19 protein-coding genes and 1 pseudogene are annotated in these 21,177 nt (G+C 66.1%); 7 read left to right on the top strand and 13 right to left on the bottom strand.

Translation table 11 applies throughout. From position 1 onward, the window contains the following. Positions 1 to 156: 156 nt before the first annotated feature. On the top strand, positions 157 to 3,336 hold the full coding sequence (locus AAFF19_RS00790) for a DEAD/DEAH box helicase (RefSeq protein WP_182119998.1): 3,180 nt from the start codon (positions 157 to 159) through the stop codon (positions 3,334 to 3,336). Between the two features lie 39 nt (positions 3,337 to 3,375). Next, complete coding sequence (locus AAFF19_RS00785; protein WP_342721073.1) at positions 3,376 to 4,893, top strand: M20 family peptidase; 1,518 nt, start codon at positions 3,376 to 3,378, stop codon at positions 4,891 to 4,893. A 3-nt stretch (positions 4,894 to 4,896) separates the two neighbouring features. On the opposite strand, the gene AAFF19_RS00780 is transcribed toward AAFF19_RS00785, so the two are convergent. After that, entirely contained in the window at positions 4,897 to 5,382 is a 486-nt protein-coding gene (locus AAFF19_RS00780; protein ID WP_342721072.1) for an NUDIX hydrolase, read from the bottom strand. Here AAFF19_RS00780 and AAFF19_RS00775 point away from each other — a divergent pair. Next, on the top strand, positions 5,339 to 6,475 hold the full coding sequence (locus AAFF19_RS00775) for a DUF533 domain-containing protein (RefSeq protein ID WP_342721071.1): 1,137 nt from the start codon (positions 5,339 to 5,341) through the stop codon (positions 6,473 to 6,475). The two genes, AAFF19_RS00780 and AAFF19_RS00775, sit on opposite strands and share 44 nt — an antisense overlap. On the opposite strand, the gene AAFF19_RS00770 is transcribed toward AAFF19_RS00775, so the two are convergent. Both AAFF19_RS00770 and AAFF19_RS00765 read right to left on the bottom strand, forming a co-directional pair. Beyond that, on the bottom strand, positions 6,462 to 6,965 hold the full coding sequence (locus AAFF19_RS00770) for a GNAT family N-acetyltransferase (RefSeq protein WP_342721070.1): 504 nt from the start codon (positions 6,963 to 6,965) through the stop codon (positions 6,462 to 6,464). The genes AAFF19_RS00775 and AAFF19_RS00770 overlap by 14 nt on opposite strands. 81 nt (positions 6,966 to 7,046) lie before the next feature. After that, positions 7,047 to 7,508: a hypothetical protein gene (locus tag AAFF19_RS00765; RefSeq protein WP_342721069.1), complete on the bottom strand. Its 462-nt coding sequence runs from the start codon at positions 7,506 to 7,508 to the stop codon at positions 7,047 to 7,049. A gap of 226 nt (positions 7,509 to 7,734) precedes the next feature. Between AAFF19_RS00765 and AAFF19_RS00760 the strand changes: the two genes are divergently transcribed. From AAFF19_RS00760 to AAFF19_RS00745, 4 genes are read left to right on the top strand one after another with little or no spacing between them, the layout of a single operon-like run. Next, positions 7,735 to 8,346, top strand: a complete 612-nt coding sequence (locus AAFF19_RS00760; protein WP_291478385.1) for a DUF6448 family protein — start codon at positions 7,735 to 7,737, stop codon at positions 8,344 to 8,346. Then, entirely contained in the window at positions 8,346 to 8,774 is a 429-nt protein-coding gene (gene lepB / locus AAFF19_RS00755; protein WP_114656068.1) for a signal peptidase I, read from the top strand. Before AAFF19_RS00760 ends, lepB begins: the two co-directional genes overlap by 1 nt. Then, the gene (locus tag AAFF19_RS00750) at positions 8,771 to 9,403 is read left to right on the top strand and encodes a hypothetical protein (protein WP_201740994.1); all 633 of its coding nucleotides are present in this window, start codon (positions 8,771 to 8,773) and stop codon (positions 9,401 to 9,403) included. The genes lepB and AAFF19_RS00750 overlap by 4 nt, the downstream gene beginning before the upstream one ends. Before the next feature lie 4 nt (positions 9,404 to 9,407). Further along, positions 9,408 to 10,097: a Crp/Fnr family transcriptional regulator gene (locus tag AAFF19_RS00745; protein WP_114656066.1), complete on the top strand. Its 690-nt coding sequence runs from the start codon at positions 9,408 to 9,410 to the stop codon at positions 10,095 to 10,097. A gap of 59 nt (positions 10,098 to 10,156) precedes the next feature. Here the strand turns inward: AAFF19_RS00745 and AAFF19_RS00740 are convergent, their stop codons facing one another. From AAFF19_RS00740 to AAFF19_RS00695, 10 genes and pseudogenes are all read right to left on the bottom strand, one after another. Then, positions 10,157 to 10,465, bottom strand: coding sequence for a hypothetical protein (locus tag AAFF19_RS00740; protein ID WP_114656065.1), 309 nt, complete (start codon positions 10,463 to 10,465; stop codon positions 10,157 to 10,159). 108 nt (positions 10,466 to 10,573) lie between these two features. After that, a pseudogene (locus AAFF19_RS00735) lies at positions 10,574 to 11,374 on the bottom strand (FAD-dependent oxidoreductase); the annotation flags it as partial. 38 nt (positions 11,375 to 11,412) lie between these two features. Continuing rightward, positions 11,413 to 12,117, bottom strand: a complete 705-nt coding sequence (locus tag AAFF19_RS00730; protein ID WP_008902991.1) for a riboflavin synthase — start codon at positions 12,115 to 12,117, stop codon at positions 11,413 to 11,415. A 77-nt stretch (positions 12,118 to 12,194) separates the two neighbouring features. Further along, complete coding sequence (locus AAFF19_RS00725) at positions 12,195 to 13,553, bottom strand: esterase-like activity of phytase family protein (RefSeq protein ID WP_342721807.1); 1,359 nt, start codon at positions 13,551 to 13,553, stop codon at positions 12,195 to 12,197. A 133-nt stretch (positions 13,554 to 13,686) separates the two neighbouring features. Further along, complete coding sequence (locus AAFF19_RS00720) at positions 13,687 to 15,384, bottom strand: NAD(P)-binding protein (RefSeq protein ID WP_342721067.1); 1,698 nt, start codon at positions 15,382 to 15,384, stop codon at positions 13,687 to 13,689. A 228-nt stretch (positions 15,385 to 15,612) separates the two neighbouring features. Next, positions 15,613 to 17,169, bottom strand: coding sequence for a polyamine aminopropyltransferase (locus AAFF19_RS00715; RefSeq protein ID WP_342721066.1), 1,557 nt, complete (start codon positions 17,167 to 17,169; stop codon positions 15,613 to 15,615). Continuing rightward, positions 17,166 to 18,311, bottom strand: a complete 1,146-nt coding sequence (locus AAFF19_RS00710) for a site-specific DNA-methyltransferase (protein ID WP_342721065.1) — start codon at positions 18,309 to 18,311, stop codon at positions 17,166 to 17,168. The genes AAFF19_RS00715 and AAFF19_RS00710 overlap by 4 nt, the downstream gene beginning before the upstream one ends. Positions 18,312 to 18,387: 76 nt before the next feature. Beyond that, a complete protein-coding gene (locus AAFF19_RS00705) occupies positions 18,388 to 19,182 on the bottom strand; it encodes a UPF0149 family protein (RefSeq protein WP_342721064.1) in 795 nt (264 codons plus the stop codon). Positions 19,183 to 19,320: 138 nt separating this feature from the next. Continuing rightward, on the bottom strand, positions 19,321 to 19,542 hold the full coding sequence (locus tag AAFF19_RS00700) for a DUF350 domain-containing protein (RefSeq protein WP_034692548.1): 222 nt from the start codon (positions 19,540 to 19,542) through the stop codon (positions 19,321 to 19,323). Between the two features lie 41 nt (positions 19,543 to 19,583). Then, positions 19,584 to 21,074 carry a DUF4178 domain-containing protein gene (locus tag AAFF19_RS00695; protein ID WP_342721063.1) on the bottom strand — a complete coding sequence of 497 codons (1,491 nt, stop codon included), beginning with the start codon at positions 21,072 to 21,074 and terminating at the stop codon, positions 19,584 to 19,586. Positions 21,075 to 21,177: the final 103 nt, after the last annotated feature.

The raw sequence follows: 21,177 nt of genomic DNA, 5'->3' as shown, positions 1-21,177 counted from the left end.
CTTTTAACGCATGCTGGGATTGGGCTGGAGGCTGTTTTTATGCCAAATAGCACAACAACTTTCCCCCATGCTTGCGATGGTTCTGCGGCGACAGGCTCCAGAGGGCGTCTTGCCAGGACAATCAAGGCAGCCGCACCCACACCAAGGACGACGACGATGGCATTGCCCGATGGTTTGTACGACCTGCTATTGACCGAGGGCCTGGCCCGATCGCTCGCTGAGCTGGACCCGTCCCGGGCCAATGTGTCGGCGATAAAGGGCGGAGCGGCCGATCTCCTGATCGACGCTATCACGCGCCAGCTCGCGACCCTCCTTGGCGACATGTCCGGCGACGATGCAGACAAAGTCAAAGCGCAACTGGAACTGGTCAACGGGCTGCTGGTGATGCTGCGCCAACGGCTCTCCGGTGTCGATGGTTCGACGGGTTCTGGTCCATCCGCGGATGTCATTGACCTGATTGCCTCTCCGTTGCGGGTCCTGCGCGCGGTCCAGCGTGACCAGCAGTTCCCGGCGTCGCCGGAGATAGGTCTGGCGGTTCCCTGGCTCTTTACCGCCGGAAAAGGCTCGCCTTCGCTGCTGCAGGAAATCCGCCGTGAGCTGGCATCCAGCGACCAGGTAGATATTCTGGTCAGCTTCATCACCGTCTCCGGCGTGCGCAAGTTGCAGGACGTATTGCAGCAGATCACGGCCATGGGCGCGCAACCAACAGGGCAGACGCCACGCAAGACCCGCCTGCGCATCCTCACCACCACCTACACCGGCGCGACCGAGGCGCGTGCGCTGGACGAGCTGGCGCGCCTGCCTGGGTGCGAAGTGCGCGTGTCGCTCGATGGCCGGCGCACCCGTCTGCATGCCAAGGCCTGGCTGTTCCAGCGCAAGAGCGGCTTCGGTTCGGCGTATGTGGGCAGTGCCAACCTCTCGGGTGCGGCGCTGACCGGCGGCCTGGAGTGGACCGTCAAACTGACCCAGCGTGCGCAAGAGGCACTGTTTGCCCGGGCCGTGGCCCATTTCGAGACGCTATGGGCGGACAGCGAGTTTCAGCGCTACGACCCGGGCAACGTTGAACACCGGCAAGCCCTGGCGGCAGCGCTGGGCCGCGAGTCGTTTGGCGGCGAACCCTCGACCACCAGCAGCTTTTTTGACCTCCAGCCCAAGACGTATCAGCAGGAGATGCTGGAGCAGCTGGCCACCGAGCGTGCCCATGGCCGTAGCCGCAACCTCTTGGTGGCAGCCACGGGTACCGGCAAGACGGTGGTCGCGGCGTTCGACTACCGCAACACCTGCCGCAGGCAAGGCGGGCGCCCGCGCCTTCTGTTTGTTGCCCATCGCGAGGAAATCCTGCGCCAGGCCCTGCGCACCTACCGTGAAGTGTTGCGCGCCCCTGATTTCGGTGAGCTGCTCACCGGGAGCCACCAACCCGAGCGCTGGGATCACCTGTTTGCCACCATCGACAGCCTGACCAGCCGCAATCTTGTGGCCACCGTGGGTGCCGATCACTGGCACACGGTGGTGGTGGACGAATGCCACCGCTTGGCTGCTGACCGGTTTGATACTTTAGCCAAAGCAGTTCGCCCCAGCGTGTTGCTTGGGCTGACAGCCACGCCTGAGCGCAGCGACGGCCAACCCATCGCGCAGTATTTCGATGCACGGCCAGACGGCAGCCCGGCGGTCGAGCTGCGGTTGTGGCATGCGCTGGACCTGCAACTGTTGGCGCCGTTTGAGTACTACGCCTGCGACGATGCCACCGACTTCTCGGAAGTGCCTTGGGACCGGCCGGGGGAACGGGAGGCGGTGGACAACCTGGTCACGGGCAACGACGTGCGCGCCCGACTCGTCATCAATGAATGGCGCCGCTTGGCGTCTGACGCAAGGCAGTCGCGGGCCATCGTTTTCTGTGTGTCGGTGGCCCACGCCGAATTCATGACCGATTGGCTCAATCGCGCGGGGCTTCCTGCCGCTTGTGTGGTCGGTGCAACGGCCAGCGAAGAGCGGCGCCGAGCGCCGCAGCGTCTGCTGAGCGGCGAGTTGTGTGCGCTGGTGACTGTGGATCTCTACAACGAAGGCATCGACCTGCCGATGGTAGACACTCTGTTGTTGCTGCGGCCCACGCAAAGCCCGGTGCTGTTTCAGCAGCAGATTGGCCGCGGCCTGCGTCTGGCGCCCGGCAAGGAAAGCTGTCTGGTGCTCGATTTTGTGGGTCAGCACCGCACGGAGTTTCGGTTTGACCGTCTGTTGTCCAGTCTGACCGGCTTGTCTCGCCGCGAGCTGACGGACGGTGTGGAGAACGGCTTCGGCAGTTTGCCGCCCGGCTGTCATATTCATCTGCAGCGCCAGACGCGCGAGCAGGTGCTGCAAGGATTGCGGGCCTTGATATCGCAGAACTGGCGTCGTCTGAAGACCGAGCTGCAGACCTACGCCGCGCTGCGTGGCCGCTCGACCGTGCAGTTGGCCGATTTTGTGCACGACCAGGCACTGGAGCTGGAAGACGTCTACCGCGCTGGTACCGGTCAAGGCCGTAGTGGTTGGACGGCACTGAAGCGCGATGCAGGCCTGATGGTGGCAGAGCCAGGTCCGGAGGAGGATTACTTCAGCCGCCGCTTTGGCGACCTGCTGCATGTGGACGATCCACGTCGGCTCGATGTGATGGCCGCAGTCGGCACGCGTCACAAAGATTCGCAGGTGCCCACGGCAGAGGAAGCATTGGGCGTGCAAATGCTGGCCTACCAGATAGATGGGCGCCATGAGCAGGCCGGCGGGCACGAGGCCTTCATGGCGCGCGTGGCGCAGCACCCCGCCATTGCGGCCGAGCTGGTGGAGTTGTCTGCGTTACTGCAAGCCCGCAGCACCTTGGGCGCGCATCCGATTCCCAGTCTCGAAGATACGCCCTTGTGCCTGCACGCTGCGTATGGTGCGCGTGAAATCCTCACCGCAGTGGGCTGGCTGACAGCGTCGCGCCGCGTACCCTTCCAGGCGGGCACCTTGTCATTGATCAGCCGCAAAACCGAGCTGTTGTTCGTCACACTCGACAAGAGCGAGGGCTACCACGACCGCATCGCGTACCACGACTATGCGATCAGCGCGGAGCGATTCCATTGGCAAAGCCAGAACAGCGCTGGCCCGGATACGCCAGGTGGCCGGCGATACCTCGAAAGCGCGACCAATGGCTGGCAGTTCCAACTCTTCGTGCGGCCGCGCAAAGGCGAGGCTTACCGTGCCTGTGGCCCTGTCACGCTGGAGTCGGCAGAGGGTGACCGACCGATGAGCATCGTCTGGCGGCTTGACACGCCGCTGCCGGCGCGGCTGTTCAGAGAGTTCAGTGTGCTGCGCGGGGTGTAGCGCTGGTCGGCACGACCCGCCGTGCCGGTGCGGTTTACGATGCGCTTCCAGGAGACAACCCCCATGCTCAAGAAAACCCTGTGGGGCCTGCTGGCCCTGTTCGTGCTGCTGGTGGCGGCAGTCGGCATCAACACCGTCCGCAAAGGCTCGCGCCAGTTGCAGGTGGAGCCCCTCGCCCCGGTGGCCGTGGATGCGACGGCTGTGGCCGCGCGCCTGGCCGAGGCGGTGCGCCTGCAGACCCTTTCCTCGCGCGACGACGCGCAGCTCAGTGCCGACCAGTTCAAGGCGCTGCACGCTTTGCTGCAGGCGCGCTTTCCGCGCGTGCATGCCGCACTGCAGCGTGAGGTGGTGGGCGACCTGAGTCTGCTCTACACCTGGAAGGGCGCCGACCCGCAGGCCCGGCCCATCATGCTGATGGCGCACCAGGACGTGGTGCCCGTGGCGCCCGGCACCGAGGGCGACTGGGAGGTGCCGCCGTTTGCCGGTGAGGTCAAAGACGGCTTCATCTGGGGCCGTGGCTCGTGGGACGACAAGGGCAACCTGCTTTCGCAAATGGAGGCCGTCGAGATGCTGCTGGCCAGCGGCTACCAGCCGCCGCGCACCATTTACCTGGCCTACGGCGCTGACGAGGAGGTGGGTGGTGCGCGCGGTGCCCAGCAGATTGCCGCGCTGCTGCAACAGCGCGGCGTGCGTCTCGACTTTGTGCTTGACGAGGGGCTGCTGGTGCTTGAAGGCCTGATGCCCGGCATTGCCAAGCCCACGGCGCTCATCGGCGTGGCCGAGAAGGGCTACATGTCGGTGGTGCTCAAGGTGTCGGCCACGCCGGGGCATTCGTCCATGCCGCCGCCCAAGGGCACCAGCGCCATTGCCATGATGAGCGCGGCGCTCGCGCGCCTGGAGGACAAACAGTTGCCGGCCGGCATCCGGGGCGTGGCGTTTGAAATGTTCGACACCCTGGCGCCCGAGATGAGTGGCTTTGCGCGCGTGGCGCTGTCCAACCTGTGGCTGTTTGGCCCCGTGGTGCAAAAGCAGTTGGAAGGCGCGGGCAGCACCAACGCCATGCTGCGCACCACCACGGCGCTGACCATCGTCAACGCGGGCAACAAAGAGAACGTGCTGCCCGGCCGCGCCGAGGCCACGGTGAACTTCCGCATCCTGCCGGGCGACACCAAAGAGGGCGTGCTGGCGCATGTGCACAGCCATGTGGCCGATGCGGCGCCGGGCGGCAAATTCGAACTGGTGGCGCTGCCCGGGGCGGTGGATGCGTCCAAGGTGGCGCCCACCGATTCGGCGCAATACCGGGTGTTGAACCAGACCATCCGCGAGGTGTTTCCCGACGCGCTGGTGGCCCCGGGGCTGATGGTGGCGGGCACGGACTCCATCCACTACGGCGCCATCAGCGACCACATCTTCAAGTTTTCGCCCATCCGCGCGAACAGCGAAGACCTCAAGCGCTTTCACGGCACCAACGAGCGGCTGAGCGTGGCGAACTACCAGGACGCCATCCGCTTCTACCACCGGCTCATTCCGCAGGTGGCGGTGCTGCCGGCGCAGTGATGTTCAGTCGGCCGGGCTGGTGACGCTCACATCCGTGTGCACCAGATGCAGCGGAAACCGCTGCCCCGCCAGATGATCCTCCAGGCAGCGCAGCAGCAAGGGGCTGCGGTGGCGTTCGGGGCAGGCGCGGATTTCGTCGGGCGTGAGCCACAGGGCGCGCACGATGCCCGCGTCCAGGCTGCGCCAGTCATGGTGCGTGCCCAGCGTGCCTGCAAAGGCAAACCGCAGGTAGGTGATGTCGTCGCCGGTGCGCGTCTTGGTAAAGCGGTTGAGGTACACACCGATCAGCGCCGTGGGTTCGAAGTCGTGCGCGGTTTCTTCCAGCACCTCGCGGGCGCAGGCCTGGATGGGCGACTCGCCAGGGTCCAGGTGGCCGGCCGGGTTGTTGAGCTTGAGGCCGTCGGTGGTTTCTTCCTCGACCAGCAGAAAGCGGCCATCGCGCTCGATGAGGGCGGCCACGGTGACGTTGGGTTTCCAGCGGTGGGGCATGGCGCGCATTATCGCCATGGCCTGTGACGCTTGCGGTACCGGGGAACCTGGCGCGCTGGCGCGGGTCAGTGGGTGTGGTCAACAATGTGCCTGTCCCCCTTTGCCCAAGGAATCTCACCCCATGAACCCCGAATCCCAGCGCGCCCTGCTCACCCTGGCCCTGTTTGCCGCTTTTGCCGATGGCCACAAGGCCGACAGCGAGCGCGAGGCCATCCGCAACCTGGCCGATTCGCTCGCCGACGACCAGGGCGGGCACCCCCTGGCCAGCCTGTACCAGGACGTGCTGCTCAAGCGCGTGACGGTGCCGGGCGCGGTGGCGGCGCTGCGCGAGCCTGAACACCGCCAGCTGGCTTATGAGATGGCCGTGTGCGTGTGCGACGCCGACGGCAGCCAGAGCGCGGCAGAACAGCAGTTTCTGGCCTACCTGCGCCGCCAGCTGGGCCTGGAGCAGAACGCCGGCCTGCGCGACTTCGAGGCCCAGGCCGACGCCGTGGCTGCGCAGACGGAAAGCGCGCCCCCGTCCTGGCGCACGGGTGCGGCAACCGCTGCTGCTGCCACCACAGCCCCGGCGCCCGCGCAGGACGCCGAACTGGACAAGACCATCCTGAACGCCGCCATCCTGAACGGTGCGCTCGAACTGCTGCCGCAGTCGTGGGCCTCGATGGCCATCATTCCGCTGCAGATCCGGCTGGTCTACCGCATCGGCCAGGCCCACGGCGTGGAGCTGGACCAGGGCCACATCAAGGAATTCATCGCCGCTGCCGGCATCGGCATGACTTCGCAGTACATCGAGCAGTTTGGCCGCAAGCTGCTCGGCGGCCTGATCGGCAAGGCGCTGGGCCGAACCATGGGCAAGGTGGGCGGCGCGGCCACGGGCATGGCCTTCTCGTTCGCCACCACGTACGCACTGGGGCAACTGGCCAAGCGCTACTACGCCGGCGGCCGCGTGATGGACGCCGCCCTGCTGCGCTCGACCTACCAGAGCCTGCTGGGCCCTGCGCAAAACCTGCAGACGCAGTATCTGCCGCAAATCCAGCAGCGCGCCAGCACGCTGGATGCCGGACAGATCATGGCGCTGGTCAAGGGAAGTTGAGCCCCCGCACCATGTACACAGCCCCCGCGCCGTAGGCGGCCAGCCGCTGGCTCTGCGCGGCGTCGTGCAGCGGCTGCGCCGCATACCCATGGCGCTCCCAGAAGCCCTGCGAGCCCTGCACCGACACCAGCGCCGACTGGCGCAGGCCGCGTGCCGTCGCCTGCTGCCACAACGGATCCAGCAGTGCGCGCGCCAGCCCGCGCCCGGCCAGCCGGGGCAGCACGGCCATGTCGTGCAGATACAGCGTGTCGGCCTGCGGCACGGCCTCGAAGTCGCCGTGCAGCGGCGTGACCTTGCCGAGCCGCGAGTCGTAGGCCGCGAGGTAGGCGCAGACGCGCCCGCCGTCTTCCAGCACCAGCGAGCACTGCGCCGGGCTGGCGAGGCGGCGCGTGAACACCTCGGCGCTTTCGACGTATTCGTCTCCGTAGCAGGCGCGCTGCACGTCCAGCAGACCGGGCAGGTCGTCCACGGTGAGGGGGCGGGGCGTCATGTCAGTAGCTCTTGTTTTGATAGCTTCTTGCGCTTTCTGGATAAGCGCTCAAGCCATATTTCACCGCAAAAACCGGCGCCCTCATGCTCCGGCGCCTTCCACCCCGCGCCAGGCGGCCTCCTGCAGGTCCAGCGGGAGTTCATGGGCCAGGGCCGTGTGTTCGCGTTCGTGGTGGTGCTCCAGCACATGGCGCAGCGCATGGGCGGCGTCAATCAGCATCAACACGGTGCGGCGCCGGGCGGCTTCGTCCGGTGGCGGGTGGCAGACCACCGCCTGCACGCGCGCGATGTATTCCTCGGCCAGCAGGGCAATGCGCTCATGCTCCAGCAGGTACACCCGCGCCGCCCAGCGCGCGCCCTCGGGCACATGGGGCAGCAGGCGGGTGTTTTCCACCTCGATGTGCTGCGCCAGGTCGGTGCGCCAGCGCTGCAGGCGCTGCAGCGCACTGCCAAAGTCCGCGCCCGCGACATCCAGCAAATGGGCGTGTAACTGCGCGTCAAGCTGCGCGTGCTGGTGGTTAAAGAAAGCGGGGGCATGATTCATATGCGGACAGGGAGTGGGCGATGGGCTAATGATGGAACGCAACAACCGCGCTGGCGTGATACACGTGCTGCCTGCACGGACTTGGCAGTCTTGATATTTGCTAAGGGTAGCTGCATTGGTTTGAACGCCTGAGCCGTTGGCCGAACTCACTTGGCGTGCAGGCGGATTTGCCGGGCATCCAGGGGCACAAACCTCTGCCATTCATCCATCACGCAAGGAGAAGACCATGACAACACTCATCACATTGGTGCGCAAGCTCGCCGGCTCGCTTGGCCGCCTGATCGTTCGCCCCGCTGCTGCCCACTGCGACACCGCAGATGGTCCGGCGGTCCTCGACGGACGCCGGGCGTTGGACTTGGGCAATGTCAACATCGCCTTGAAATGGGTGCGTGCCGAAGACGAAACCGAGGTGCGCGCGGCCTTTGAGCGCGCCGGCAGGGTTCGCGCAGCGGGCGGTGAGGCGGCATCGCTGGCCGATCAGTGGTTTTTGGAAAACCTGGTGCGCATCCACCGCGCAGGCGAAGGCGCGGGGTACGACGGCATTAAGCCCTCCGGTACCGTCATTCCCCCGCAGGTGCGCGCTGCGGACGAGGCGCTTGACCAAGGGACAATCGAGCCCTTGCGCGGCTTGATCGAGGCGCCGCGCTGGGCCGAGTTGGAAAAGCGTTTCAACCACGCCCTGGCGCTCAAGAACTTTGATGCCGACGACCTGGTGGCGGCGCGTGGTTACATGGACGCCTACGTGTCGTTCTTCAAATACGCCGAGGGCCATGACCACGGGCATGACCATGCGAGCCATGCGCACGGCCATGCTGCGGGCGGCTGCGGGCACCACTGATGCTCTGGTTCACCCGGGTTCGGTCGCACTCGATGGCACCCACGCTGTTCGATGGCAGCCTGGCGCTGACGCGCAGGCTGGGGCGCGGCGCCCCCGTTCGCCGGGGGGACTTGGTAGTCATGGACTCGCGTGAGCTGGGCCAGGCCATGGTCAAGCGCATCATCGGCCTGCCCGGGGAAACGGTGGCGATCAGGGACGGCCAGGTCTGCATTGATGACCGCGCCCTTGCGGAGCCCTATGCCAGCCCATCGGTGTTCAGCGACACTTACCGGGTGCCACCCGGGCACTACTTTTTGCTGGGGGACAACCGCGACACCTCCAGTGACAGCCGAACCTGGCGCCAGCCCTATATTGCTCGCAACGCCATCCTGGGCCGCATTCTTCGATGGCCCTGGGCGCGGCAAGCGCAAGAACTCACGCAGGCATGACAACAATGCAAAACCCCGCCCAACCCGCTTACCCCGCCTACTACGACGCTGTGCCCGCCATCGTGATGATGGACCCGCTGGCCCGGCTACTCGGCTCTGCCGAGGAGGGCCTGATCGAGTACCGCTACATCGACGCAGTCAAGCTGACCGGGCATTCCTGCCCCACGGTGGCCGGCGCCTGGCTGATGACGCGGTGTGCTATGGAGCGACTGTACCCGGGCGGCACGCCGCGGCGCGGCGGCATCAGGGTGGAGCTGCGCCAGCCGCTGGACGAAGGCGTGACAGGTGTCGTCGCCAGCGTGGCGGCTCTGGTCACTGGCGCTGCCAACGCGGGGGGCTTCAAGGGCCTGGCCGGTCATTTTGGCCGCAGGGACTTGCTGCAGTTCGATGTGCCCCTGGACGGCGACATCCGGTTCACGCGCGTGGATACCGCGCAGGCGGTGGAGTTTGTGCGCCGGGGGCTCCCGGCACCGCACCCGGCCGCACTGAGCCAGTTGCTGCGCCAGGCATTGGGCCCCCAGGCATCCGAAGACGACCGGCGCGCTTTCGCCCAGGCTTGGGGTGAACGGGTTGCGCAGATCGTCCACCCTGGCGCCGCGGTGGAGTGGGTCGAAGTCACGGTGGCTTGAACCCATGGCGCGGCGCGAGATCCCCAGCGAAGTGCTCCTGGCACGCCTGCCCCTGTTCCAGACGCTGGACACCGCAACGCTTGCGCGCCTGGCGGCGGCGGCCACGCGGCACATGTTTGAGCGTACAGAGCCGGTGTTTAGACGGGGCGACCCGGTCAACGGTATGTATATGGTGGTTTATGGCGAGGTCAGGCTGTGGGGCTGCACGCCCAAGGGAGACAAGCGGTTGAGCGGCATCGTAGGGCCGGGCCAGTGTTTTGGCGAGTCCGTGATGTTCCTGGAGCGGGCGGCCGTGGTGACCGCTGAGGCCGCCAGCGACACGCTGCTGCTGCGCATCTCCCGTGAAGCGATTTTTGATGAATTGGACCGCAACCCCCGGTTTGTGCGCGCCATGATCGCCGGGCTGAGCCTGCGGGTGGAGGGCTTGGTACGCGAACTGCAGCGGCAATCCCTGAGCAACGGAACCGAGCGGTTCGTGGCCTACCTGATGCACTCTTGCAAAAATGTCGGCGTGCCGTTTGAAACCACCCTTGCCACCACCAAGAACGCCATCGCCTCGCAGCTGAATCTGACCCCTGAGCATTTCTCGCGCATCCTCCAAGAGCTGCAGCAGTCAGGGCTGCTGCAGATGAAGGGCCGCAAGATCACGGTGCCCCGGCCGGAACGGCTCATCAGCGCATGGCTGCGGGGGTGAGCTGGCACGCCCGCCCGCGTCCTGCCCGCGCCTTACCTGCGCACTGCCAGCCCCGCCGCTCAGCGGCCCGACAGATCGGCAGCCACCCAGTGCAGCCCCTTGCCGCGGCTGAAGTAATAGTCCCCCTGGGGGCTGATGGCCACGGCGTGGTGCGTGGCCGGGTCGGAGAAAAACTGCCAGCCGTGGCCAGCCTCCTGGGCGTTCACGCGGGTGGGCACCATCTGCATGTCTTGCAGACTGCGTTTGTCTGCCAACGTACGGTGGTGGGCCGAATCGCGCTGCTGGCCCCCGTCGTGCTGCCCCGCCAGCAGCGGGGCCGAGAAAAGCGAGGCCAGCAGGGCGGCGGAAATCAATGCGGTGGTGTTCATGGCACTCTCCTGAGAACGCCAGTCGGAAGTGACTGTGCCTGCAGTGTGCGCCGGTGGCGATGAACCGGTGCTGAACAGCGTGTTCAAAGGCCGTTCATGTGGGTCAACCTACCCGGCCGCCACCCACCCGGCCGTATGCCCGCGCGTGAAGGCTTCCTCGAACACCGAGTAGCCCGACCAGTCGCTGTGCGCGAACACCAGCCGTGCCGTGGTGGGCGTGGGCAGCCAGGGTGCGCGCTCTCCATTCAATAGCGGCTTGCGCAATCCAGCCGGACGCTGCAGGCCGATCTGGCTGAAAAAACCGAGCGAACCCGGCGTGGGGATGGCCATCGCGTGGCCGTAGCGCGTGATGTCCACGCGCGTGGCGCGGCGTGCCAGGTCGGGGTGGGGCACGGCCAGCGTGGCCAGTGCGGCATGGGCCCAGTGCGTCCAGGGCCGCGTGGCCAGTTGTTCGCGGCCCTGCGGCAGGTCGCCCAGCGCCTGGTAGTAGCTCAGCACCGTGGGGCCGGTGAGCGTGGAGCGTGGGTCCAGCCGCTGGTGCCCTGCATCCACATAGCCCAGGCCCCCGGGGTTGGCGTCCTGGTACAGCACGTTGTCCCAGGCGGGCGCGGCGCCGGGGCGGTCCTGCAGCGGCGCGTCGATGTGGATGTTGGCGACCAGCCAGGGCGCCCACTGCAGGCGCTGCGCGGCCTCGCGCAGAAAGGCCGGGGGTGTTGGCAGCACGCGGGCCGCCACCAACACTGGCAGGGCCACCACGCAGCGCTGTGCCTTCCAGCGCTCGACGTTGCCGCTGGCGTGGTTGTAGGCGTCCACTTCCACGCCGTGGCGCCCCTCGGTGATGCGCAGCACGCTGCAGCCGGTGCGCAGCTGGCCGCCCGCGCGCAGGGGTTCGGCCAGGCGGCGCGTCAGCGGGCGCACCACTGCAGACATGGAAACGTAGCGACCGATCAGTGGGGGAGCACGGGCGCCTGCACGAAGTCGTCCAGCGACAGGCCCTTTTCTTTGAGCAGCGCCTCCAGCACCGGTTGCAGGCGGCCCAGGCTTTCCTGCACGGCCTCGCGCACGGTGTCCACCACCACCTGGGTGCTGCGCTCGATTTCGATGTTCAGGCGGTCGCCCACCTTCTTGGCTTCAAACACGGTGGCGCGGCGGGTCTCGGGGATCATCCAGATCTCGAACCAGCCCTCCTGCCGGTTCACCTCGGCCACCGTCAGGCTGGCGCCGTGGATGGCGATGTAGCCCTTGGCAAAGATGTAGCGGCGAAACGCCTCGGGCACGGCCACGCGCCACACCAGGTTGTTGTCGAACTCGCGCCGCTCGATGAGCGTGCCGGTGAAGTCCACATGGCCCGACAGCGGGTGGCCGCCGATCTCGGCACCGTCCTTGGCCGCGCGCTCCACGTTCACACGGTCGCCCTCGCCGTAGCTGCCCAGCGTGGTGATGTTCAGGCTCTGCAGCATCACATCGAAGTTGGCCTGCGTGGGCGACAGGATCTCGGTGACCGTGAGGCACACGCCATCGGTGGCCACGCTGGCGCCAATGGCCAGGTCCTGGCAGAAGCCCTCGGGGAAGTCGAGCGTGAAGGTGCGCAGGCCTGCGCGGTCGTGGATGGCAGCAATGCCTGCCGTGGCTTGGACGATGCCTGTGAACATGGTGGCGCGGCTTGTGGAGCGTTGGAACGGGAACCGGGAATTTTGCCACCCGGCCCCCGCCGCGCGCTGGCGCCGGGTTACTTGGCTTGCAGTAGCCCGCCCACTTCCAGCAGCACCAGCTCGTTGTCATCCGCCTTGTTGGGGTCGCGGCTGCTGCTGAAAGGCAGGTTGTTGTCGTTGCCCACCACGATGTGGGTGCCGTCCACGATGTCCACGTTCTCGATGGTGAAGAACGGGAAGGTCAACACGCCGTTGTTCAGCGGCTTCCTGGCCAGGCGCTTGGGGTCCTGGATGTTCATGAGGTCGATGTAGCCCACCTTGCGGATTTCGCCGCCCACGTTGGCGTCGCTCATTTCGACCTTGTAGACGCGCTTGAACCTGGCCAGGTCGTGGAAACAGTCCGTGCGCTTTTGGTCTGCAGGACATGCCCTGTCGGCCGTGCCCTCGCCGTTGTCGCGCTCGATGATCAAACCGGTGGTCTGATCGATCATGTTGAAGTCGCCGATGGCGTGGTGGTTGGCCTCCATCACATACTTCCAGTGGCGGCCGGTCCATTGTTCGCTTTTCACGTCGAACTCCAGCACGCGCAGGTACTGCTTGCCGCCCACGTTTTCATACGCTTTGGCGTCCTCGTTCCACAGCGCGCCTTCCAGCATCGCATACAGCTTGCTGCCGTCCTTGGACGCTGCCATGCCTTCGTAACCCTTGGAGCGCTTGACCGCGAACGGTGTGGGTTTGGCATCGGGCGCGCCGGGCATCAACACGCCGGGGGCGTCGGGCGAGCGCACCACCTTGCCGTCCACCTGGGTTTCGAACACGGCCAGCACCTTGCCGTTCAGGTCGGCCTTGATCAGGAAGGGGCCAAACTCTTCGCCGATCCACAGCGCGCCCCCGGCGAACTGGAAGCTTTCGGGGTCAAAGTCGGCGCCCGTCAGGTAGCGCTTGTCGGTGCCTTCGTGGGTGATGCGAAACGGCACCTTCTTGTCGGGGTCGTGCAGGAACACCGTGTTCTTGCGCTGGAACTGGCCGCTTTGGAAGTCCACGGTGTAGTGGCTCAGGTGCAGCATGAAGTCGGGCGAGTTGGCCTTGCTGCCGGCCCCGTTGTCGGCCAGCAGCCAGAAGCTGCCATCGGCCATGCGCTTGATGCCCGAGTGGCCCTGCACAGGCTGCCCCTGGAAAGGCAGCGCAACACCGGTGTTGCGCCCACCCGAGAGACCGGGTACCGAACCCACGGCGTCCACACGGCGGGGCGTGGTGAACTTGCCCGCCACCCGCAGATCCGGCGGTGCGTCCTGGGGTGCGGCGATCATGGTGAGGGCGGGCAGCAGGGCGTGGCCTGACAACGTGGCCGGGTAGGCCTGTTGGGCGATGGCTGCGGGGCTGGTGGCGGTGCACGCCAGCAAGGCGCAGGCGGCAAGGGCAGAGAGTCGGGACATGGTGGTGGATGACGGCAGATGGAAAGCCGCCACGATGCCGATGCTGCGTGACGCTGCCATGACGCAACTCTCACCGCGACTCTGACGCCCACGCGGCGCGGCCTCGTCACGCGCGCGGGCGCGGTGGTGCCAGTCAGGCCGATGCTGCCACCAGCCCCGCCCCATGCCCGCGCGTGAAGGCCTCTTCAAACACCGAGTAGCCCGACCAGTCGCTGTGCGCAAACGCGAGCCTCGCTGTGGCGGGGGTGGGTATCCAGGCAGCTTGCTCACCATTTGATAGCTGTTTGCGCTTGCCAGATAAGCGCTGGAGGCCAATTTGGCTTAAAAAACTCTGCGTACCCTGCACCGGGATGGACATGGCATGCCCGTAGCGGGTGATGTCCACGCGCGTGGCGCGCTGGCGCAGGTCGGGGTGCGGCACGGCCAGGGCGGTCAACGCCGCGTCGGCCCACTGTTGCCAGGGCGCCGTGGCCAGTTGCTGGCGAGTATCGGGCACATCGCCCAGCGCCTGGTAGTAGCTGAGCACCGTGGGCCCGGCCATGGCGGCGCCCACGTCCAGCCGCTGGTGCCCGGCGTTCACGTAGCCCAGGCCGCCTGCGGTGGGGTCGGCGTAGAGCACATTGTCCCATGCAGGCGCTGCGCCGGGGCGGTCGGTCAGCGGGCTGTCGATGTGGATGTTGGCCACCAGCCAGGGCGCCCACTGCAGGCGCTGCGCGGCGGCGGCGAGGAACGCGGGCGGGCTCTGCACCACCCGCGCCGCCACAAACACCGGCAGCGCCACGATGCAGCGCGGCGCCTGCCAGCGTTCCACACTGCCAGTGGCGTGGTTGAAGGCGTCCACTTGCACGCCATGGCGGCTTTCGGTGATGCGCAGCACGCTGGTGGCGGTGCGCAACTGGCCCCCGGTGTGCAGTGGTTCGGCCAGCCGGTGCGTGATCCAGCCGTTGCCCTCGGGCCAGGTCAGCACGCTCTCGCGCGCTTCGTCCACCGCATCGCCGGGCGCGTGAAAGCCGTGGCGGCTGGCAAAGTAGTGGATGCCCGCCCAGGCCGATACCCGGTCGGTGCCCGCGCCATAGTCGTCGCGGCAGCAGTAGTTCAGGTACCACAGCAGGTGCTCGTCGTCCAAGCCTTCTTGCGCCAGCCAGACACTGAAAATAATAGCGTCCAGCGCTTGATGGGCGGGCGCCAGCGGTTGTTTTGTGCCCCAAAGCTTGAGTGCGGGCATGGCAAACCGCGCGGCCTTCGACTCACGCTCTACCGCCACGGCAAAGCGCCGGTACTGCGCCAGTGTGGCCTCACCCACGCCCTGCACGGGGAGCAGGCCTTCCTGCCACTCGCCGTCAAAAAACAGCCGTTCCTGGGGGCTGTGGCACAGGTGGCGTTCGTCGTACTGCCAGCGCCCGGCCACCCGGCGGCGCAGGCCCAGTTCTTCGAGCAGGTCCTGCACCTCGCGCGCGTCGTCGCCGGGCACGGGCAGATAGTGCGCGCCCAGCGGGCAGGCGATGCCGCTGACCACGCCGCCGCGGCTGTTGCCGCCGGGGGTGTCTTCCAGCTCCAGCAGTGCAAAGTCGTTCACCCCCGCCAGCCGCAACGACCGTGCCGCTGCAAGCCCCGCCACGCCACCGCCCGCGATGATGACCTGCGCGCGGCGCACCACGGTGGGCGCCGGCAAGTTGCCGGTTTGGAGCAGGTCGCGTAGCTGGTGCCCGCGCGCCATGTCGATGCCGGTGAAGCCGCCCTGCAGCGCGCGCGGTGCGCGCTCGCAGCCTGGCAGCAGCACGCCCATGGCGGCCGAGGCGGCAGCGGTGGCGAGAAAATGGCGGCGTTGCATGGCGTGGAGTGTCTTTTTTTAAAGGGATCTGCAGTCAATCATCCAACACCGTGGGGGCTGAGTGCCTTGAACCACCCACCACCGTTCGGGCTGAGCTTGTCGAAGCCTTGCGCCGCGCTTCGACAAGCTCAGCGTGAACGGATTGTTGGATTTCCGGGCGTTGGCATTCGGCCGCGTCCTTCATACGCTCGCTGATAACGGCGACACACAGCGGCTCAGGGAGGCTTCTCAGTGTTTCCCCCATTCCCGTTCGTAGGTGTGCACCAGCGCCTGGTTCGACAGCCGGTTCACCTCGGCAGGCACGCGCGCCATGTCGAGCGGAAAGTCAAAGAGCAGCGGCAATGTGTCGGCACTCAGAAACCGGAGGTCTGCGGGCAGCGCATCAGGCAACCGCCAGGGCCTGCGGCTGGCGATGATGAAACCCCATTCGCCAAAACTGGGCACGTGCGCGTGGTACGGCGCTGCCCGCAGGCCCACGGATTCAATGGTCTGCGCCACTGTCCAGTAGCTCTGGCGTGCCACCAGCGGCGACGTGGTCTGCACCACCGCATAGCCGCTGGCGGCCAGGCGCCTGTCCAGCAGCGCGTAAAAGCTGTTGGTGTACAGCTTGCCGATGGAAAAATTGGTGGGGTCAGGAAAGTCCACCACGATCACATCAAACATGTCCTGGCCTTCCTGCAGCCAGCCAAACGCGTCGGTGTTGACGATCTTCACCTTGGGGTTTTGCAGGGCATGGTCGTTGAGCCGCGCGAGCGTGGGGTTCTCGCTGAAGATCGTCGTCATCGCCGGGTCCAGCTCCACCAGCGTCACGGATTCGACCGAGGGGTACTTCAATATCTCGCGCACCGCCATGCCGTCGCCGCCGCCCAGCACTGCCACCTTCTTGGGCGCGCCGTGGGATGCCATCGCGGGGTGGACCAGGGCCTCGTGGTAACGGTACTCGTCGGCCTGCGCAAACTGCAGGTTGCCGTTCAGGTACAGCCGGTGCCCCGCACGCCCCTGCGTGACCACAATCCGCTGGTAGGGCGACGCGGTGCTGAACACGATGCGGTCCTGATAAAACTTGTCTTCGGCAAAACTCGTGATGTGCTCGGCGCCCGCCAGCGCCGCGAGCAGAATGCCCAGCACCATCACACACGCCGCCACATGCGCCTTCACGCGCCGCAGCTCGTGCCGGAACAGCCAAACCGCCCACACCGCCACGGCCGCGTTCATCACGCCAAACAGCAGCCCCGTGCGGATGAGCCCCAGGTGCGGCACCAGCAGCAGCGGAAACGCCATCGACACCGCCAGCGCGCCCAGGTAGTCAAACGTGAGCACCTGCGAGACCAGGTCCTTGAGCGCCACGTTGCGCTTCAAGATACGCATGACCAGCGGAATCTCCAGGCCCACCAGCGTGCCAACCATCAGCACCATGCCGTACAGCAAAAAGCGAAACGCGCCGGGCGTGTACGCATTGGCCAGAAACAGCGTGGCCGGCAGCAGCCCGCCAATCAACGCCACCAGCAGCTCGATGCGCAGAAAGTGCGCGGGCAGTTGCCGCTCAAAATATCGAGACAGCCACGAGCCCACGCCCATGGCAAACAGGTAGGTGCCGATGATGGTGCTGAACTGCAGCACCGAGTCGCCCAGCACATAGGAAGCCAGCGCGCCCGCCGCCAGCTCGTACAGCAGGCCGCACGCGGCCACCACGAACACGCTGATGAGCAGGGCGACTTCGATGGGGCGGGGGCCGGAGGGGGCCGGACCTTGTGCCTGCAGCGGCGCAGACTGCGGCTCTGTCATGCAAGTACCACGTCCAGTTGTTGCTGAAGGTCTTTGCCGCCCTGTTGCTTGGTCAGCCAGCCGAACACCGCGCGACCGCCGCTGGTTTGCGCCCACAACGCACCCACTTGGCTCTTTTCGATCTCATACGGATCGTTCAGCAAATGGGCGCCTTTGTATTCGAGCAAGGCCACGCGGCCATCCGCCAGCTCGGCCACAAAGTCGGCGTAAAAACGCCCGCGCGATGTGGGCAGACCGAATCCGCAAGGGGCCGTGTCCAGATTGCGTACCCAGTGTTTGACTTGCGGGTGCTTGTCGATCTGCTGCGCGCAGACAAACTCTTCCCCACCGTCCTTCAGCTCGGCCAGCACCGGAAAGTAGTGTTTGGCGAATTGATAGCGCCCTGCGTAGCGCGACAGAACCGGCGCGGGGTAACGGCCGGGCTTCCAGCAACGGCCCGGAGGTGGGTCAATCTTTCGTCCCGAAGGTGTCGTGATCGTGAAGAACTGCGCTTCACGCCGCCCTTTCTCTGCCTTCGCGTGCGCAGGCAGAGAGGCCCAAACGCCACGAGGATCGTCATCTGGATTGGTGAATCGGCCTAGCTGCTCTTCCGATGAGTGCAGCATGTTTCTGATTTCCTTCCACCCTTCACGATTCTTGGCAACCACTATCAGGTGGTCGTGCACTGCAGAAATGTCTGTCCGATTTTCACGCGTATGTGTCTTTTGCCAGAACACATTCGCCACAAAATTCCCCCGCCCAAACACCTCATCCATCAACACCTTGAGATAGTGCAGCTCGTTGTCGTCAATGGTCACCCAGATGGAGCCGTCCTCACTCAGCAAATCCCGCAGCAGCTCCAGCCGGGGCAGCATCATGCTGAGCCACTGGCTGTGTTCGAGCTTGTCGTCGTAGTGCGCAAACGCGCTTTGGGTGTTGTAGGGAAGGTCGATAAAGATGCACTTGATGCGGCCCCGGTAAAAGGGCAGCAGGGCCTTGAGCGCTTCGAGGTTGTCGCCGTGGATGAACAGGTTGTCGGTGCTGTTGCGTTGACTACTTTGGCCGCTGCTGCCGTGGTGCGACACGGTTTCCAGCAGGCGGTAGGGCACCTGATCGGCAACAGAGAAGGCGGCGGCGCGGTGGAGCCAGTCGAGGGTGGGCATGCGGGGTAGGTCTCAGGGGCGATCGGAGGAGGCTTGGCGGGTCCGTGCGTGGTGGCGTCAATCTGTCAAGGGCCTCTCAGGCGCCGCAGCATTTCTTGAATTTTTTGCCGCTGCCGCAGGGGCAGGGGTCGTTGCGGCCAACTTTGGGGGTGTCGTGCACGGTGGGGAGGTTCACGGGGTGCGCGGAGCCGGCGCCGTGGGTGCGCCAGTAGCTGCGCCACCAGTCGCGCACGCCGTACACCGACGCAATGAGTGCGGGCAAGAGTTCTGCGCTCTCGGCTTCAAGCTGGAATTCTGGGCGGTCGGGGTTGTAGCCCATGGCGTAGAGCACCACGGGGGCCAGCAGGGCCGCAGCTTGTGGGTCTGCCATCAAGGGCTCCCATTCTTCATCGGTGGCCACGGCCCGGCGAAAGCCTTCGGCCCAGTCTTTCAGCTCCCAGTCGCCTGTGCGATCGCCTTGGGCGTTGAGCTGGTAAGGGGTGATGCAGTCGCCCTCGGCCACCACCGACGACAGCGGCGTGTAGAGGGCGTCTACCGAGGCTTCAGCCGGGCGCACCGCCAGGGCCGCCTGGATGTCGGCATAGCGGTGCATCAGCAGTTGCAGCAGGCGCTGCTGGCGCGCCGGGTCGTGCGGCAGGGGCAGCGTGGGCTGGGCAAAGATGTCTTCCAGCCACACATGCACGAGCACGGGGGACGGGCCTGCTGCGATGGCCGTCATGTAGCCGTCGGCCATGTCGATGCTCATGGCGTCGTCGTTCAGCGATGGGTCGCCCATCAGCTCGAAGAGTTCGTCAGTTTCGGCGTCGGTGAGGCGGGGCTGGGTGTCCCACGGGCGGTGGTGGAGCAGGTTCCACGAGAGGAATTCGTTCATGGGGAAGGGGTGTGAAGCGGCGCGGGGGACATTGCACGGCATGCGGCACCGGGACCGTCACGCGGGGACTGCGCCGTGGTGTAGTGTGGCGCGCCAGGATTTTCACACGGGTGGGGTGGCAGTACCCACCCATCGGCCTCAGTGGATGGCCGCCGCCACGATGATGCTGATCCCCAGGCACATCGCGGCCACCACCATGGCCAGGGCCTGGTTCTGCTTCTCGACGATTTCGCGCCACAGGTCGGCGGGGGTGATCTTGTCGATGATGACAAAGCACACCCAGAAGATGACCACGCCAATCAGCGCATACAGCATGGACCCGAGGAAGGCTGCGGGCCGGAGCCATTCGATTCCCATCATGGTGTGATCTCCTTGAAAACGTTGGTGTACATGGACGCACGCTACTTGTGGCTGCCGCCGGACGAGTAGCCGCCGAAAGAGCCGCCCGAGCTGCGGTAGCCGCTGCCCGACGAGCCGGAGCAATTGCTCAGGATGATGAGCAGGATGAGGATGACCACAGCGATCAGGATGATGGTGGCACAGCCCACACCCTTGGCGGCCACAAAGGGACCGGGGTCGTCGCGCTGGAGCACGTCTTTTTTGTCCTGGAGCTTGAAGGCCTGAACCACGGTGTCGCTAGCCAGTTTGTCGCCGCTTGACCAGGTGACCTCGCTCGGGGTCTGCTCCATCGACAGCAGGCCTTTGGCGCTGGCAAAGTCGCGGTTGCTGGTTTTCTGCCCGCGCGTGACCTGCCAGTAGAACTCGCCCAGCACGTAGGTGGTTTCGGCCTCGTAGCTGTATTTGAGGTCGTACTTGGTGCCCAGGTAGGTGGCGCTGCGGCCATTGGCCGCCATCTGTGGTGCGCCGGTGGTGGGGCGCACCATGCTCCAGCCTTCTTCCGAATCGACCAAAAAGGCAAAGCCGCGCTTCTGGTTGTAGAGCAGGTATTCGCTCCAGCCAAAGTGTTCGTCGTCGCCCGGCTCCACGCCCATGCGGTGCTGAAAACCCACCACCTGCCAGTGCACGCCCTGCAACTGGCCCTTGCTGCCCATCGGGATGATGGGGCGCACGGGCTCGTCCTGCTCGGCCGAGCGCAGTTCGCCGCCCACGCCGCTGCTGAGGTCGATGATGCTGGCGCACGAGCGGCAGGTGAGGCTTTTGGTGGTGGCCAGTTGCACCTGCACGGGCGCGCCGCAGTGCGGGCAGTTGAACTGGCGGCCTTTCTCGTCCTTGGCGGATTCGTCCTTGAGGCCCTGGAGCTGCAGGTCGTCCAGCAGCACGGCACGGCCGCGTTCCACGCCGGGCGGGGTGTGGCCGTAGTCGATGCTGACCACTTCGCCATCGGCACTGCGCAGCTCCACCATGCCGAAGGGCTGGCCCAGCGGGGGCAGCTTGGGCAGCTCGCCCTGGGCCGAGATGAGCGACGCCTGGCCCGTGTAGGCCACGCTGTAGGGCTTGCCGTTGATGGCGGTGGTGGTGCCGATGCGAAAGCGCTCGGGCTCAGGCATTTCGCGACCGGGGTCGATGGGGCGCGTGAAGACGTAGGCACCGTTGTCCTCGCCCAGCGTCGCCAACGTGCCATCGTTCAGGAAGGCGGCCCATTCGGTCCAGACCCCTGCATCGCCTTTGTATTGCAGGCGACCCACCAGGGTGAAGGGCACATCCTTGCCGTCAAGCTGGATGCGCCCGCTGGCCATGAGCTGCAGGGGGCTGTGGTCGTCGAACAGCTCGGCCATCTTGCCCAGGCGCGTGAGCACGTCGCCGCTGCGCACAACGGTGCTCTGGCAGTAGCCGCAGACGGCGTGCGTGGACTGCGCGCTGCGGAATTCAACCGGCGCGCCGCAGCCCGGGCAGGGCGCCCGGTAGTAACGCTGGGTGGGGTCGGTGGCCATCGGGCGGGGGCTGCCTGCACCGTTCAGCACGGTCGGTTCGAAGCCAACTTGGCCTCTGGCGCTTATCCCTCAAGCGCAAGCAGCTATTGTTTTTATAGTGACC

The organism is Acidovorax sp. FHTAMBA (assembly GCF_038958875.1).
Taxonomy (GTDB): domain Bacteria; phylum Pseudomonadota; class Gammaproteobacteria; order Burkholderiales; family Burkholderiaceae_C; genus Acidovorax.
This window is presented reverse-complemented; position numbering and strand designations above follow the sequence as displayed.

What these genes read in the sequence shown, in the direction of transcription:
- AAFF19_RS00765 (WP_342721069.1), bottom strand. Translation starts at nt 7,508, where the DNA reads ATGAATCATGCCCCCGCTTTCTTTAACCACCAGCACGCGCAGCTTGAC.
- AAFF19_RS00725 (WP_342721807.1), bottom strand. Translation starts at nt 13,553, where the DNA reads ATGTCCCGACTCTCTGCCCTTGCCGCCTGCGCCTTGCTGGCGTGCACC.
- AAFF19_RS00775 (WP_342721071.1), top strand. Translation starts at nt 5,339, where the DNA reads ATGAGGGCGGCCACGGTGACGTTGGGTTTCCAGCGGTGGGGCATGGCG.
- AAFF19_RS00750 (WP_201740994.1), top strand. Translation starts at nt 8,771, where the DNA reads ATGACAACAATGCAAAACCCCGCCCAACCCGCTTACCCCGCCTACTAC.
- AAFF19_RS00730 (WP_008902991.1), bottom strand. Translation starts at nt 12,117, where the DNA reads ATGTTCACAGGCATCGTCCAAGCCACGGCAGGCATTGCTGCCATCCAC.
- AAFF19_RS00760 (WP_291478385.1), top strand. Translation starts at nt 7,735, where the DNA reads ATGACAACACTCATCACATTGGTGCGCAAGCTCGCCGGCTCGCTTGGC.
- lepB (WP_114656068.1), top strand. Translation starts at nt 8,346, where the DNA reads ATGCTCTGGTTCACCCGGGTTCGGTCGCACTCGATGGCACCCACGCTG.
- AAFF19_RS00715 (WP_342721066.1), bottom strand. Translation starts at nt 17,169, where the DNA reads ATGACAGAGCCGCAGTCTGCGCCGCTGCAGGCACAAGGTCCGGCCCCC.
- AAFF19_RS00785 (WP_342721073.1), top strand. Translation starts at nt 3,376, where the DNA reads ATGCGCTTCCAGGAGACAACCCCCATGCTCAAGAAAACCCTGTGGGGC.
- AAFF19_RS00740 (WP_114656065.1), bottom strand. Translation starts at nt 10,465, where the DNA reads ATGAACACCACCGCATTGATTTCCGCCGCCCTGCTGGCCTCGCTTTTC.
- AAFF19_RS00705 (WP_342721064.1), bottom strand. Translation starts at nt 19,182, where the DNA reads ATGAACGAATTCCTCTCGTGGAACCTGCTCCACCACCGCCCGTGGGAC.
- AAFF19_RS00700 (WP_034692548.1), bottom strand. Translation starts at nt 19,542, where the DNA reads ATGATGGGAATCGAATGGCTCCGGCCCGCAGCCTTCCTCGGGTCCATG.
- AAFF19_RS00790 (WP_182119998.1), top strand. Translation starts at nt 157, where the DNA reads ATGGCATTGCCCGATGGTTTGTACGACCTGCTATTGACCGAGGGCCTG.
- AAFF19_RS00780 (WP_342721072.1), bottom strand. Translation starts at nt 5,382, where the DNA reads ATGCCCCACCGCTGGAAACCCAACGTCACCGTGGCCGCCCTCATCGAG.
- AAFF19_RS00770 (WP_342721070.1), bottom strand. Translation starts at nt 6,965, where the DNA reads ATGACGCCCCGCCCCCTCACCGTGGACGACCTGCCCGGTCTGCTGGAC.
- AAFF19_RS00695 (WP_342721063.1), bottom strand. Translation starts at nt 21,074, where the DNA reads ATGGCCACCGACCCCACCCAGCGTTACTACCGGGCGCCCTGCCCGGGC.
- AAFF19_RS00720 (WP_342721067.1), bottom strand. Translation starts at nt 15,384, where the DNA reads ATGCAACGCCGCCATTTTCTCGCCACCGCTGCCGCCTCGGCCGCCATG.
- AAFF19_RS00745 (WP_114656066.1), top strand. Translation starts at nt 9,408, where the DNA reads ATGGCGCGGCGCGAGATCCCCAGCGAAGTGCTCCTGGCACGCCTGCCC.
- AAFF19_RS00710 (WP_342721065.1), bottom strand. Translation starts at nt 18,311, where the DNA reads ATGCCCACCCTCGACTGGCTCCACCGCGCCGCCGCCTTCTCTGTTGCC.